This window comes from Hyphomicrobiaceae bacterium (assembly GCA_041397645.1).
Taxonomy (GTDB): Bacteria; Pseudomonadota; Alphaproteobacteria; order Rhizobiales; family Hyphomicrobiaceae; genus Hyphomicrobium_B.
This window is the reverse complement of the sequence record JAWKWE010000002.1, coordinates 1-14,050: the sequence shown is the minus strand read 5'-3', so window position 1 is coordinate 14,050 and position 14,050 is coordinate 1. Positions and strand designations below refer to the sequence as shown.

The 14,050-nt window shown below is 60.1% G+C and carries 14 protein-coding genes and 1 pseudogene; 3 read left to right on the top strand and 12 right to left on the bottom strand.

The genetic code is table 11. From position 1 onward, the window contains the following. The 9 genes from R3D51_00095 to istA (R3D51_00055) form a co-directional block, all read right to left on the bottom strand. On the bottom strand, positions 1–257 hold a 257-nt coding region (locus R3D51_00095; protein ID MEZ5897871.1), incomplete at its 3' end, for a hypothetical protein. A gap of 72 nt (positions 258–329) precedes the next feature. After that, positions 330–1,352: an RHS repeat-associated core domain-containing protein gene (locus R3D51_00090; GenBank protein ID MEZ5897870.1), complete on the bottom strand. Its 1,023-nt coding sequence runs from the start codon at positions 1,350–1,352 to the stop codon at positions 330–332. Positions 1,353–1,395: 43 nt separating this feature from the next. Beyond that, positions 1,396–1,776, bottom strand: coding sequence for a hypothetical protein (locus R3D51_00085; GenBank protein MEZ5897869.1), 381 nt, complete (start codon positions 1,774–1,776; stop codon positions 1,396–1,398). Positions 1,777–1,977: 201 nt separating this feature from the next. Beyond that, positions 1,978–5,166, bottom strand: coding sequence for an RHS repeat-associated core domain-containing protein (locus R3D51_00080; GenBank protein ID MEZ5897868.1), 3,189 nt, complete (start codon positions 5,164–5,166; stop codon positions 1,978–1,980). 227 nt (positions 5,167–5,393) lie between these two features. Then, complete coding sequence (istB, locus tag R3D51_00075; protein MEZ5897867.1) at positions 5,394–6,152, bottom strand: IS21-like element helper ATPase IstB; 759 nt, start codon at positions 6,150–6,152, stop codon at positions 5,394–5,396. 38 nt (positions 6,153–6,190) lie between these two features. After that, complete coding sequence (locus R3D51_00070; protein ID MEZ5897866.1) at positions 6,191–7,039, bottom strand: hypothetical protein; 849 nt, start codon at positions 7,037–7,039, stop codon at positions 6,191–6,193. A 46-nt stretch (positions 7,040–7,085) separates the two neighbouring features. Next, on the bottom strand, positions 7,086–7,829 hold the full coding sequence (istB, locus tag R3D51_00065; protein MEZ5897865.1) for an IS21-like element helper ATPase IstB: 744 nt from the start codon (positions 7,827–7,829) through the stop codon (positions 7,086–7,088). Positions 7,830–7,864: 35 nt separating this feature from the next. Continuing rightward, positions 7,865–9,187 (bottom strand): IS21 family transposase, encoded by a 1,323-nt coding sequence (gene istA / locus R3D51_00060; protein MEZ5897864.1) that lies wholly within the window; start codon positions 9,185–9,187, stop codon positions 7,865–7,867. A gap of 46 nt (positions 9,188–9,233) precedes the next feature. Further along, the gene (gene istA, locus R3D51_00055) at positions 9,234–9,932 is read right to left on the bottom strand and encodes an IS21 family transposase (GenBank protein MEZ5897863.1); all 699 of its coding nucleotides are present in this window, start codon (positions 9,930–9,932) and stop codon (positions 9,234–9,236) included. A 227-nt stretch (positions 9,933–10,159) separates the two neighbouring features. On the opposite strand from istA (R3D51_00055), the pseudogene istB (R3D51_00050) reads away from it, so the two are divergent. Then, positions 10,160–10,777 (top strand): annotated as a pseudogene (istB, locus tag R3D51_00050) (IS21-like element helper ATPase IstB). Between the two features lie 587 nt (positions 10,778–11,364). On the opposite strand, the gene R3D51_00045 reads toward istB (R3D51_00050), so the two are convergent. Further along, positions 11,365–11,763 carry a hypothetical protein gene (locus R3D51_00045; GenBank protein ID MEZ5897862.1) on the bottom strand — a complete coding sequence of 133 codons (399 nt, stop codon included), beginning with the start codon at positions 11,761–11,763 and terminating at the stop codon, positions 11,365–11,367. A 202-nt stretch (positions 11,764–11,965) separates the two neighbouring features. Next, positions 11,966–13,162, bottom strand: a complete 1,197-nt coding sequence (locus R3D51_00040) for an RHS repeat-associated core domain-containing protein (protein ID MEZ5897861.1) — start codon at positions 13,160–13,162, stop codon at positions 11,966–11,968. Here R3D51_00040 and R3D51_00035 point away from each other — a divergent pair. Next, positions 13,157–13,342, top strand: a complete 186-nt coding sequence (locus tag R3D51_00035; protein ID MEZ5897860.1) for a hypothetical protein — start codon at positions 13,157–13,159, stop codon at positions 13,340–13,342. The genes R3D51_00040 and R3D51_00035 overlap by 6 nt on opposite strands. Next, positions 13,339–13,638: a type II toxin-antitoxin system RelE/ParE family toxin gene (locus tag R3D51_00030; protein MEZ5897859.1), complete on the top strand. Its 300-nt coding sequence runs from the start codon at positions 13,339–13,341 to the stop codon at positions 13,636–13,638. Before R3D51_00035 ends, R3D51_00030 begins: the two co-directional genes overlap by 4 nt. 69 nt (positions 13,639–13,707) lie before the next feature. Here R3D51_00030 and R3D51_00025 read toward each other — a convergent pair. Further along, positions 13,708–14,050 (bottom strand): hypothetical protein (locus R3D51_00025; GenBank protein MEZ5897858.1); only part of this gene is annotated, 343 nt, incomplete at its 5' end.

Here is a 14,050-nt window from a genome sequence, read left to right as displayed (position 1 = left end):
TAGGGGCGCTGCAAGTGCTCCAGAAGAAGCGGCAGAGACTGGCTGTAGGTATTGGTCGAGTTCACCAAATCCCATACCGAGTTGATCGGAACACCTGCGTTCCGCAGAGCCTCTACAACCGGCGCTTCGGCGCGCGCGTCAGCCTCCTCAGCTCGGCGCAACTCCTCGTCGCGTTGCCGTCGCCGTTCGATGAAAGCCGGGTCCTTCTCAAACTCGCCCATCGCCTCTGCGGCTGTTTTCCGTTCGCGCTTTTTCATAGGCCGGGGATGAACCGAAGGTTGATTTGACCAGCACTAATCGCATCGAGCAGGGGCCCTGACAGTTGGGTGTTAGGCCGAACGTAAAGATCGAACTGCCGGCCCGTTTACTGAGCGAACGTGGCGAAGTCGCGTAGCTGCTGTGTGTAGCTTGCTCAACGATCCAACGTTCTTGACCTCGCTCAACACTCTGCCTGTCAGGCCGACGGGAATTCTCTCGACACCGTTGACGAGAACACGAGTGGCCGGACCTATGTTGTACGCCCCTCGTACAGCTGCTTCACCCGCTTGCCCCAATCGAACCGCAGCTGCTCCACCCCTTGCGGCTCGTGGTCCGTATCGAGCGGCATAAGCAATATTGCCGGCAAAGGGCGCCGCTGCGGCGAAGGACAGTCCAGAGTTTGCTAAGTCACCCTCAATCCCGTATGCAACGCCATTGATGACATCTGGGACCCAACTGATGACGGAACCCACGCCGCTCAAGTCCAGGCCGATCGATGTCGCGTCGAGCGCACCGTGATAGTCGAACCGGTAGGTCCCCAGCGCGACTGCTCTATCGAATGAGAGGTGACCGGCGTAGTGGCCGAGTAGAACCTCATCGCCGCCGCGAAAAACTCCCCAGACATCTGTCGACAGTCCGCGACCAAAGAGTAGACCCGTAGCCGCCTCGATATTGGTCTCCACCCAATGCGAGACGTCGATTCTCGCGAACGTCGCCGACGGATCCCAATACACGACCGTGCAAGTGGCAAAGCAAGTTGTTGTTTGTCCGAATGCATCCGGAATCACGAAGCCTCGTGTTCTATTGTCGAAGTCAATCGCTGCGCCTTCGTCCTGTGAACAGTGGTTCCCGCAGTTCTGTCGTTCCGTGTATCCGGACGGATCGATCCACGACAACGGATTGTTAGTCACGTACGAGTAGCGGTTCCAGGACTGCGTGAATAACGGAAACGGTATATATGGGTCCGCGCTCAGAAGCCGCCCAATTGCCGGACCGTAGACTCTCCCCTTCATGTGAACGAGCGCGAGATTGTCGAGCATCGTGTGGTCGGTGAAGCCGCGGCGCGTGGCATTGGCACGTCCGTCGCTTTTTATCGAAGCACTTAAAGCTGAAATCGCCCAATCGTGTGTACTTCAATCATTCCGCGATGCGTGCATAGCGCTCCCAGTGCTCTCGAAAGTCTGTAATTGTGGCGCCGTGATAGAATTCGGAAACAGTGTGAGCAACCAGCGATCCGTCTTCCGCACCGACTAGCGTGGTTGTGAGCCGAACACGGTCGCTTGATAACGTAACTTCGCCAGAAACCGCCTCCTTGTCAACTTCGAATATGAGCCCCGCTGGCTCCTCGCAGCGCCACGCCGCTGCCAATCGCATCGGGTGCGCAAAATCGTTGGTCGCAATAATCTGCAGGTCACGCGTGCCAACAAAGACATGCACCGCCTTGGCCGATCTCAAGAACTCGTCGCTGCGGCCACCTGGGCCATTGACAAGGATCGACGCCAGTCGTGGGGAAATCATTTCGGGTGGATCCCGACCACGCGGCACTCCGTCAGTCGCCCGATTGGTGTAAAGACCGTCGACAGACTGGCATTTGGAGACCCTAACGACATCGGGCCAGTCCGTGGGCATCCCTACTGTGTCAAATCGCGACTGGCACGCGTAAACTGAAAATACTACTGCTGCTAAGAGCAGACTAACTCGCCGAAATCTAGTCCACATCTAGTTACGACCTAAAACGATCGGCGCTACCACAGGTAAAGGCAGCGCTGTTGTTATTGCGAAGGGAGTAGCGGGCACGAGCGCGGCAAAACTATATACCTCATAAAGCGCTTTACCAAAACTAGTGTATGGAATCAGGGCGCCTTGATATCCGTAGCGGAAGCTGCTCATCCAATCGTGTGAACCGGAGTACGATTCTAGCAAATTATCGAAAAATCCTCCCGGCGAGTAACGGAGACCGAATATCCGCCCACCTTGACCTTGATTGCCACCGAGTATGGATGCTTGGACTCCATCCCAGTTGTCGAATCCCCAAGGCAGACGACCGCCTGCAATTTTCTTACCGTCGAAAAATGCACCGGCTGATGTGCCTTGACAATTTAGGTTGCCCGCCGGGAAGCACGATTGTTCGACCATCGTTTGTCGCATGTTATAGGCACCGTACTGCACCAGGGAATAAATGCCCGCGGTCCGGAAGCCGCTCGCGAACGATTGACCGTTGAGTTCAGCTGCTACGCCCCCTGCCACACCGTCAGTGACGACTCGCGCGAGGCTGTAGGTACTCCCGAAATAAGCACCAACAGAGTATGTAACAAGTGAGGCCACTCCAGCCTTGGCGCTCTGTTCCCAAGTTCCGCCCCGGAGTTGCGTCAGTCTGGCATTGGCCGCCGCGCAGGCGAAGCCGCCGCTGAAGTAACACACTCCGGCGACGCTGACTGTACCTACCCAAGGGTAGCGCACCATCAAACGCTCCGCATATCGCACTCCAAAATAGAGGGGAGCCGCGAGCATCGCGGACGCTCGCATCGGCGCTGTGGCAACGAACAGACTCGCGCCTACATGTGTGCGAAACGCTCTTCTCAGGAACTTGCCGAGTCCACCCAGAAAATACCCACTCGGATCAGTGAAGCTGAGCGGATTGTTGAGGACATACGAATACCGATTGTACGACTGCGTGTTGAGCGGGAACTGGACGTAAGGATCGGCGCTCAGGAAGCGCCCGATGGCCGGGTCGTACACCCGTCCATTCATGTGCACGAGCCCGAGATTGTCGAGCATCGTGTGATCGGTGTAGCCACGGCGCGTGGCATTGGCAATCGCGGTCATGTCCGCTGGGGTTGGTGTGCCTTGCCAGTTCGAGCCGCGCCGTGCCCCGAAGGCCGTGAATGACTCGCGCACCAGCACCGTGCCAGCGCTGTCGGTGATCGCATCGGTGCTGCCGAGATGATCCGTGAGCGGATAGATCGTGTTGGTCGCCCCGGTGCTCGCCCGACTGTAGATCGCGACCGTGCGGCCATTGGCCTTGATGTGATGCCGCCACGAGGTGAGCGTGCTATTGGTGACTTTCTCCAGCAGCCCGCCAATGTAGAGCGTGGTCTCCGGGCCGTTCGAGTAGGTCGCGGTCTGTTTCCAGTACTGGCCGCTCGGCCCGTACTCGAATGTGCTCGTCTGGCCATTGCCGGCAATGCTCTGCGGCTTGTTGTTCGCGAACCAGGTGACCGTCGAGCCGTTGCGGGTTGTTATATTGCCATTGGCGTCATAGACATATGAGAACCCGCCGGCTGCTGTGACCGCATGGATCTTGCTCGCGTGGTAGGTATAACTGCTGACATCGCTGCGCGATATGATGTTGCCGTAGGCGTTGTAGGTCATCGTCAGCGTCGGTGCGCCCGTGACGGTCGACTGCGTGAGTCGATACAGATTGTCGTAGGTCAGGCTCTCGGTCAGACCCTGATTGGCATCGTTGCGCGAGGTGAGGTTGCCGACCAGATCAAAGCCATAGTTGAGATTCTGTGTCGCGGTGCCGCCGCCCGGACCCGTGCGAATGAACGTGGGCAGGCCGGTGACGGCATCGAAGCCGCGAGTCGTGCGCAGGCCATTGCCCAGCGACTCGTCGGTGATGTTACCGCGCGCGTCGACGTTGTTCGCCAACCAGTACGTGACCGTGTTGCCGATGTCGCGGACTTTCCTGAGCTGCCCGTACTGATACTCGTACACGACCTGATGTCGATACCCGGACGTGCTGGCCGGATACATGATCGAGTCCATCAGCCCGGTCGAGCTGTTGTAGGTAAAATTGATGGCGTGCGTCTCGCCCAGCGTATTGACGTAGGTGACGCTCGGACGTCCCAGACTGTCGAACCCGTACGTTTCCCAATAAGCTGTTATGTCCGTCCCGTATCGGTCTGCGCGCGTCAAACGACCAATGTCCTTCGCTGCAGCACTGTTGCCCCAGGTCAACGCAGTCGTGATGGTGCCACCCGCGTTCGGCTCGGTGCGTAAGACTTCCCGTCCCAATGCGTCATACTGCATCGAGGTGACCTGATTTTTGGCGTCGGTCTGCGAGGTGAGTTCGCCCAGGGCATTGAACGTGTAACTCCAACTGCCCATGTCGACATCAGTCGACGCCGTGCGCATCCCGCGAATGTTGTACGTGCCCGTTTGCATAACGGTGTTGTAGTAGTCTCTCACGCGCACAGTGTTGCCAAATGCATCGAAATCGAATTGCTGATGGTACTGACTGTGATCGGCCGCGCGGACCACCTGTCCGTTGGCATTCGAGATCGTCCACGACTGCTTGCCCTGCGGATCACCCGTGCGCGTCTTCAGTCCTTCATAATAGTTAGTGGTGGTCTGAGGCGTGGAATTGGACGCGCTGATCGGCCGCGATACACTCGTGACTCGATTCAAGACATCGTACGTTGTCGTCACGTACCCGGCGGCCCCGCCAGTGTCGAAGTACGGCAAGCTGACAGCGGCAGTTCGACCCAGCGCGTCGAAGATCGTGTGGATATTTGTCAACGAGCCATTGAGATTGCTGCGCTCGTCATACTTCGTGCGTTCGAAAATATCAAAGAAAAGTAGTTGATAGCTGATTGTCGCGCCACCGGTGTCCAGTGATGATTGCTGAACATACCCGCGCAGCAACGGATCGCCGCAATAATAGGTGGCAGGGCAGCTGACATAGGTCCAGGTGCTCGCCGTTCCATCCGGCCGGTTCTCTCGTGTCTTGCGATTGAAGTTGTCATACAACCACAAAACCGTGAGCCCATTGGGATCGGTCTGGGAAGTGGGCAAACCGGTCACGCTGCTGAACGCGGTGGTGGTGGTCTGTGCCAGCGCGTTGGTAGTCGTGGCGGGGAAACGCCCATCGCTAGTCCAGATGGTCGTGGTCGTGCGTGCGGTCATGCCGGCGCCCGTCACAGTCGTCTTTTTCACATTGCCGAATACGTCGTATTCCAGTGCGTTGACAACGTTCCACGTTGGATCGCCCGGCTGAATCGTGGTCGCGTGCGTATTTCACCCAAGCCGGGCCGGCATTTCACGCCAAGGCGGGCCACCGTTTCATGCATGGTGGGCCGATGGGTTGAACAACTGCGAGACGCTGTGGACTGTGTAATGTTTCGATCCGGCGGTCAATGGTTGGCGGAGCGGGAACGGCCAGCCGCGCTCTTGGTCTTGCGCATGGAGTCGCCTTTGAGATTGATCTTGTAGGCGTTGTGCACGAGCCGATCGAGGATCGCGTCGGCAACGGTGCGATCGCCGAGGTAGGCGTGCCATTGATCGAGCGGCAGCTGGCTGGTGATGAGCGTCGAGGCCCGATCGTAGCGATCGTCGAGGATCTCCAACAAGTCTCGCACGGTCTGATCGGCAAGCGGCGCTAAGCCGAAGTCATCGAGCACGAGCAAGTCTGCTTTGGCGAGTTGCTTGAACAGCGCGGATCGCTTCTGCATCGCGCTGTAGCGGGTCAGTTCGTCAACCAGTCGCGGCAGTCGAAAGCACCGCACGGAGAAATCGGCACGACAGGCGGCGTGAGCGAGTGCCGCGGCGAGGTAGGACTTCCCGACCCCGGTGGGCCCGGTCAGTAGCACGTTCAGGTGCTGCTTGATCCACGCGAGATCGGTGAGCTGCGCCAGTTGCGAGGGGTCCATCCCGCGGGCCGTGCGCGTATCGAGATCTTCGACGCAGGCGGACATGGGCAGCTTGGCCCAGCGCAGCCGCTGGGCGAGTCGGTAGCTGGCGCGCTCGGTGATCTCGTGCTGGATCATGAGTCCCAGGCGATCCTCGAACGAGCGTGCCGTCGTCTCGGTTGAACGGAGCTGTTGCTCAAGGGACGCGGCCATGCCCTTCAGGCGCAGCGTGTGCAGTTGTTGGATCAGCGGTTCGGTCAGCATCGATGGTCTCCTTGCGACGGTGGGTAGTGGTGTCTGGCTCACTGGAAATAGTCGGGTCCGCGCACGTTGTCGTGGGCGAGATCGAGCGCGGGCCGCGCGGCCTCGGTCGCCGGCGCGCCGATCAGGGTGCGCACCGCGCGGTAGCTGTAGGCCCTGAGCACCAGCGCGCGCTCGCAGGCGGCTTCGAGGGCAGCGGGGGTGAAGTCGCGCGCGAGGCGCAAGATCCCCTGGGCACTCCTCAAGGTCTCCTCGGGGTGCTTGCGATGGTTGGCCTGATGCTCGATCACCGCGTGCGTGGCCGGACCGATCGTGGCGGCGCGCACCAGGGTGCGGGTGAGTGTGTGGTCGATCACCGCGACATGCTGCTCGGGGCGATCGGCACGGCGCGTCAAGCGCCGGCCGCGCTCGACGGCGCGCGGATGGGCGGCGACCAACTGACCGTGGTGAAAGATCTCGATCGTGTGGGCGCTCACGCGCACATCGACGCGCTCACCGATCAATCGATACGGCACCGAGTAGTACGCACGCGCGACTTCGATGTGATAATCGGGATGCACCTTCGACTGGCGCCACTCGCCGAACTCATAGGCGCGCGGCGGCAGGGGCCGCAGGACGGGTTGTTCGAGTTCCTGGAACCGTGAGCGGCGGCAGCCAGCCATCTTCTTGAACGGCCGCGTGTTGAGCGACTCGATGAGCTCGGCGATCGCCGCGTTGAGCGCCTCGAGGGAAAAGAAGACCCGGTTGCGCAGCCGTGCGAGGATCCAGCGCTCGACGATGAGCACGCCTGTCTCGACCTTGGCTTTATCGCGTGGCTTGCGCACACGCGTCGGCAGGATCGCCACCCCATAGGCTTCTGCAAACTCCTGGTAGGCCGTGTCAACGGTCATTCAATTTTCCCCAGTTGTGGTCATTGAAAAATTCCCACCCTGAGTATTAGTTGATGGGTGATGGTTCTTCGGCTCGGATCAGTCCTGCTTTGAGCTTCTCCTTGAGCCGGTAGGAGTTGCCGCGGATATTGAGGGTGATCGCGTGATGCAGAACGCGATCGAGGATCGCGGTCGCAATCACGCGATCACCGAACACGTCGCCCCAGGCGCCGAAGCTCTGGTTGCTGGTGAGGATCATGGGGCCTTTCTCGTAGCGTCGGCTGATGAGCTGGAAGAAGAGGTTGGCGCCGAGGCGATCGATGGGCAGGTAGCCGATCTCATCGATGATCAACAGCCGCGGCACGGTGTAGAGCTTGAGTTTATCGTCGAGCTTGCCCTCGGCCACGGCGCGTGTGAGCACTGCGATCAGGTTGGCGGCGGTACTGAACAGCACGCGGTAGCCGGCTTCGATGGCTTTGAGTCCCAGACCCACCGCGAGATGGGTTTTGCCGACCCCAGGGGGTCCCAGGATCACGGCGTTCTCGCCGTGCTCGATGAAGTGGCAAGTGGCGAGCGTCTGGATCTGCTTTTTGTCTAACGAAGGCTGGTAGGAGAAATCGAACGCCTCGAGGCCTTTGACGAACGGGAAGCGCGCCAGGTTGGTGCGCATCGAGATGTTCTTGAGGGTCTTGGAGGCGACTTCCTCGCCCAGTAGACGATCGAGAAAGTCCGCGTACGGCAGCTCCTCGGTACTCGCTTCCTGCAGCAACGCCTCGAGGCGCTCGCGGCTCTTGATGAGCCGTAGCCGCATGCACTGTTCCTGCAGTCGTTCGAGCTGTGCGCCGTTCATGGTTGCACCGGCGCGAGTTCTGCCAGACGCTCGTAACAACTGAGGTCACGGATCTCGACTTGTTCCTGCAGCGCGTGATGCGCGCCGGCAGCGCCGACGCTGTAGCGACTGCGGCGGTTGCGCGCGATGGCACCGGGGCCGTGCTCGGGCCGGATATGCAGCTCGTGACGGCCGGCACCCAGTGCATGCTGGGCGACGATCTGGTCGCGGTGATAGAACGTCAGCTGCTGCTCGTGCTGTTGCACTTCTACGGCTTGGCCGATGAGTGCAAACGGCACGGAATAGCGGTTCGAGTGATAACTCACCAGATAGTCGCTGGCAACGATGCGGCTGCGCCGGGCGTTCAGTGCAAAGGACGGCTGCGTGGCGCAGGGCAGCAGGGCGTCGCGTTCGCGCTCGAAGCGCACGATCGGTAGCTCGTGCGTGGTGCCATGCACGCGCTGATCGGCAATGTGGGCGTTCCACTCGGCGAGCTGCTCGCTCAGGTGCTCGATGTCGATGAACTCGCGTCCCGGCAGAAAGTTGCGCTTCAGGTATTTTACGCCCGACTCGACCTTGCCCTTAGTCTGCGCTCGATAGGGCCGGCACAGCCGCGGCTCGAAGCTCCAGTACTCAGCAAACGCCTTGAAGGTCGGGTTCCACACGATGCGCCCCGAGTCGTTCGGATAACACACCGTGCGGGCTCGGTCATAGAGGTGCTCGCGCGTGTGGCCGCCGAAGTGCTCAAAGGCGCGCTCGTGCGCATCGAGCAGTTGCGCGAGGCGCTGGTCGGCCGAGGGCCAGTAAAACCCGCGGCGTGAGTAGCCCAACGTGAGCACGAAGAAATGCACCACCCGACGGCCACTGCGAAACGATACCTTCGCCTCACCCCAATCGATCTGGCTCTGTTCTCCAGGAGCGGTCTCAAAGCGCGTCTGGGTCAGGCTGTCCTGGCTGGCGAGCTCACGCAGCGGTACCACAAAACGCTTCACCGTCTCGTAGCTACCGCGGTAGTGTCGATCGCGGCACAGCTCCTGAAACAAGATCCGTGCCGAGTACTGCACGCGCGGCGCTCGCGCTAACAAAAAATCTTGATGCGCGCTGAGCAGCGTCTCCGTGCGTGCCTCACGCTCATAGGGTTGCCAGTGCAACTGACGCAGACAACGCCGCACCGTCTTGCGATCCAGCTCGAGTTGCCGCGCCAGTTGCGAAATGGACAGGCCCTGTTCGAGCCGCAACCGCCTGATCTCGTCCCAACGTTCCTGACCAACCATCCCGTCCTCCGAAGTCCCGTTGACCTCGGCTGCTATGGTCGGCGCTACCACTGTCTTGTCCAACATCGTCTGCCCTCCCGGGGGAAAGAGGGTGGGGAAATTTACATGACCATCAACGGGGACTTTTGCATGACCGGTGACAGGCCGGGTTCAAGTCCGGCTCATAGCGCCTTGCCTTCGTCACGGCGCTCTTCAAGTTATCGGGCACGATCGCGCGCACGACGCCGCCAAAGTACTGCAGCGCACGCACATGACTGCCGAGCCAGTCCGCCAGCTTCTGCGAGCGCGTGGCTTCGACAAAGCTGTAGTTCGACGCGCCCAGCACCGCGACAAAGATCTGCGCGGGCCAAGTCTCGCCGCTGAACCGATCCACGATCGGCACCGTGTGGCCGGCATAGTCCACAAACAACTTGTCGCCGGGGAGATGCTCCTGGCGAAGCACGACTTCCTGCGTGGCAAGCCAGCGGCGGTAGTGGTTACAGAACGCGGTGTACGCCAGACCCGTCGGCTCGCGCTCGCGGTACTCGCACCACAACAGATCCCGGGTGACGCCGGGGCGTGCGAGCTCGCGATGCACCTGCGCGAAATCGATCGCGGGGCGCGCACGTTGCGGGACACGACGTCGATACAGCCGCGCGATCAACGTCGCATCATCGCACTCGCTCGGCAGCGGCCAGCTGATCTGCGCCTCACGGCAACGCTGCAGACACGCTTGCACCGTCGAGCGCCACGAGCCGACTATCTGGGCGATCTGCCGATCGCTGCAATGCACCTCGTGCTTGAGGCGCAAAATGTCTCGAATCCTGCGCATGGACAACCTCGCTTGCGCCACTGTCGTGCTCCTTCCCGTGAGGAAAAGAGCCGACGGTAGCCGGTTGTCCCGCAGCCGTTACCCGATCCGCAAAACCACTCGCCGGGGTGGCCCGGCATGACGTGAAATGCTGGCCCGGCATCACGTGAAACTCTGGCCCGACATGACGTGAAATGCTGGCCCGGCATCACGTGAAACTCTGGCCCGACATGACGTGAAATACGCACAAGGACATCGACAGCTTCGACTTCCGCGCCTCCATGGTCAACGAAACGGCGATCCGCCAACTGTACGCCGGAACTTACCTCGACAATGCGCGCAACATCGTGCTGGTCGGCGGCACGGGCACGGGCAAGACCCATCTGGCCATCGCGTTAGCTCGCCGTGCCATCCACCAGGGCAAGCGGGCACGGTTCTACAGCGTCGTCGATCTCGTCAATCAGTTGGATGCCGAGAAACGCGCTGGGCGAGCCGGCCGGCTCGCCCAGCGCCTGGGGAACCAGCAGGCCATCGTGCTCGATGAACTGGGCTACCTTCCGCTAGCAGGGGATGGCGGTGCACTGCTGTTCCATCTGGTCAGCAAGCTGTATGAACGGGTCTCGCTGATCGTCACCTCGAACCTGTCGTTCGCCGAATGGAGCAGCGTGTTCGGCGATGCCAAGATGACCACGGCATTGCTCGACAGGCTCACTCATCGTTGCGACATCATCGAAACCGGCAACGAAAGCTACCGGTTCAAGAACCGAAATTTGCCCTCAGCGCCTGGTCAATACTGGACGCCGGTCGCTGGTCAAAGTTGGGAGCCTGTTGACACCACTCATTCAGATCGTGGCATCCGCCAATGACGGCAAAATGCTGTCCGCACGTGTGAATAATCTGATGAACGATAAGCGATGAATCGGATGCTCGCTGTAATATAAGCCGCACAGTTCGGTCCCCATCAGAAAATGACTCGCCAGATGCCTTGAACTGAAACTCGTACTCCACCTTGCCCAGCTTAGTGCATCGCGTGGATCGAGCCTTAGTAACGATCGGCGCTTGGTTACGATAGTGGGCCTTAATACCGTCGAGCACGACTATTGTTTGCTCGCTGGATCTTTCGTTAGGTAGAACGGCAACACCGGACTCGAGGAGAGCGTCGAGCCGCAACTCTGCACCGGGCGGAACGGTTCCTGCAGAATCACGGGTTGTTGCCACAGATCCAACTGCATAAGCGCCATCCACACTCCTACACGAGCTATCGGCAACAGGAAGAAGCGCGGGCCAGCCGACCGGCTAGTCCTTTATGGGCTTACCAGAGCAGCTGCACAACGTATAGCCGAGTGTAAGCACAATATAACTACTCCACTGTCTCGCAATCAGTTTCATGTATGGTCTTCTATAGCTTTGCAGACGCTGGCACGAATGCGTACGTCGGGCTGCCGCCCTATTCTCAGAGCCGCTCGAATCGCATATACGTCACGTCTGTTCCGCTCGCTGGCAAGAATAGCGGACCAATACCTCGATGCGAGATCGTCCGGCGCAGAACCAGAGAGCGGTCCATAGCCGAGCTAAAAACCAATGTGATGACTTGGCGTTCGCTGATTCCTGCCTCGGATTGAATTCTCGTTTGAAACTCAACGACGACATTACCGCCCGCCGAACAAAATATGGCTGCATTGCCCGGCAGCTCGATGTCCCGTCTTGATTCGTTGTTCGACAAGAATGCAGTCGCTCCACTGCTCTTGGCGTCCCAGAAGACGGCTTGAATGGATGATTGAGTGCTATCGAATGAGCCGTCTGTGCCATCGGAGAGCAGCTGCGCGAGGTAAGAATTTGCGGTTTGCGGCATTTTCGGCGATTTCCACAATGTTGTGTCGATTGCCCGATTTCGGTACTTCCCAGCGATTTTCTCGCAATTCTGAGGCTCTGCAATACGTGGCCAATTAAGCGGGTAAGCGGGGGCACTCGTTGCACGAACTGGTGTGCAAGCGACCACTTGGATCATGCACGCGACCAGCACGAGTAAGCTCAGAATTGCTCGACTGGGCATCTTAGTTCCTTGCGAGGGTTGCAGGCAGAATGACTGTGGATGGAAATGCGGTCGCTATAGCGAACGGCGTCGCCGGCACTATCGCGGCCGCACTCCAAATTCCGAATATGGATCGTGACGCGCCAGTCCAGTTAGCGATGTTTCCGTTCGGTAAGTACCGGAATGAACTAAGCCAATCGTGAGGTCCGGCATAGGACTCGATCAGGCGGTCCCATAAGCTGCCGGGCTGATAAGCGAACCCGAAGCGTCCTATACCGATATAGCCGGGGCCGCCTTGATTTCCTCCCAATGGAGACGGGCTAACACCTGCGTAGGAAGCTTGTCCTTCTGGAACACGTCCACCACCAAGCTTGATATTGTCGCCATTCGCACCGGCGGATACGCCGGCACAATTCGGATTTGGGCCAGGTCCAGAACACGACTGCGCAACCATTGCCTGCCTCATTTCGTAAGCTCCCCATCGTAGCGCACTGAAGCCGGCCGCCAACTTAAAGCCGTCCGCAAATGTTCCTCCTTGAATCTCCGATCCGATTCCACCAACTGCACCCTCCGCGACAACACGGCCTGCCGTCCAGCGATTTCCATAGTGAGCACCGATTGCGCCTAATAGTCCTCCCGTGACCGCGCCGGCGGCAGCGCCACGCCATCCGCCCGTGATACCTCCCGCCACAGCTCCCGCTGCCGCACCGGCAATCGCCGCAGTACTCCAGGCACTCGCCGCCGCAGCCGTGGCATACGCACCCGCATAGGCCCCAGTCATGGCCGATCCGGTCAGCGCAGTAACCGAGGTCGCCGCGGAAGTTCCTGCACTGGCAGCGATCCATCCAGATGCTGCCCCGTAAGTGACGACAGCCGCCACGATGGCCACGATGGGCTTCCAGTATTTCTTGACGAACTTCTTCAGCCCACTGAGGAAGTACCCACTCGGATCGGTGAAGCTGAGCGGATTGTTGACTACGTACGAGTAGCGGTTCCACGACTGCGTATCGAGCGGGAACTGGACGTAAGGATCGGCGCTCAGGAAGCGCCCGATGGCCGGGTCGTACACCCGTCCATTCATGTGCACGAGCCCGAGATTGTCGAGCATCGTGTGACCGGTGTAGCCGCGCGGCAGCCGCCGGTGGCAGACGACCCGGCATCGGCTGCGAGGGTCCCATGATATCCTTCGATCATATCGGCCAGAGAATTCCCGATGCATGCCCAGACGCCCAAGCAGGACGCCCTGCACGCCATTGAGCGGCTCCCCGACGACGTGCCCCTCGATGAGATCGTTTACCGGCTCTACGTGCTCAGCAAGGTCCAGCAGGGCGTCAAGGACATCGACGCCGGCCGCACCGTCTCCACCGACGAACTCGCCCGCGAGATCGAAGCTTGGTGAGTGTGACTCGCTGGTCGCAGCGGGCGCGAGCAGACTTGAAGGCGATCCACGACTACATCGCCGCGGACTCACCCGTCAACGCCAAGGCCGTCGTGCGCGACATCCTCGCCCGCGCCGCCGCCCTGCCCGAGACCCCGCGCATCGGCCGGCGCGTGCCCGAGCTCGATGACCCCGACATCCGCGAAGTCCCCGCGCACTCCTGGCGCGTCATCTATCAGCTGCGTGGCGACGCCGTGTTCATCGTCACGCTCGTCCATCGCCGCCGCGCTCCGGCGCCCGAGGACCTGCGCAGCTGAGCCCGCGCGTTGTGACCCATTGGGTCACAACAGTAAGCCGCAGGCTATCCTGCCCGACTCGCATTCTGGTCACTTCTGAACGCGTTTGAGTCGGCGAAGTATTACCTGCACTTGCCTGTGCAGTTGCGGATCGCCCCCTAGCTCCATTAGGATTTTTCGCGCATCAGAACGCTGCGATCTTTCCAGCGCGCTCAGCAACAACACTCGGCTTTCACCGTGTCTGGATTCACCTGCTAACGCGACCAGCTCGTCCAGCAACTTGTCATCGGCGATACTAGAGAGCGCCACGGCCAGCCCATCCTTCACGCGACGCCCTTGTTCCTCGCTGAACAGGTTAACCAGTACTGGCCAAGCGAACTGCGCAGCCGGCACCGCCATCGCGCGTGCGATGCCCTCACGTATTGGCTCCTGA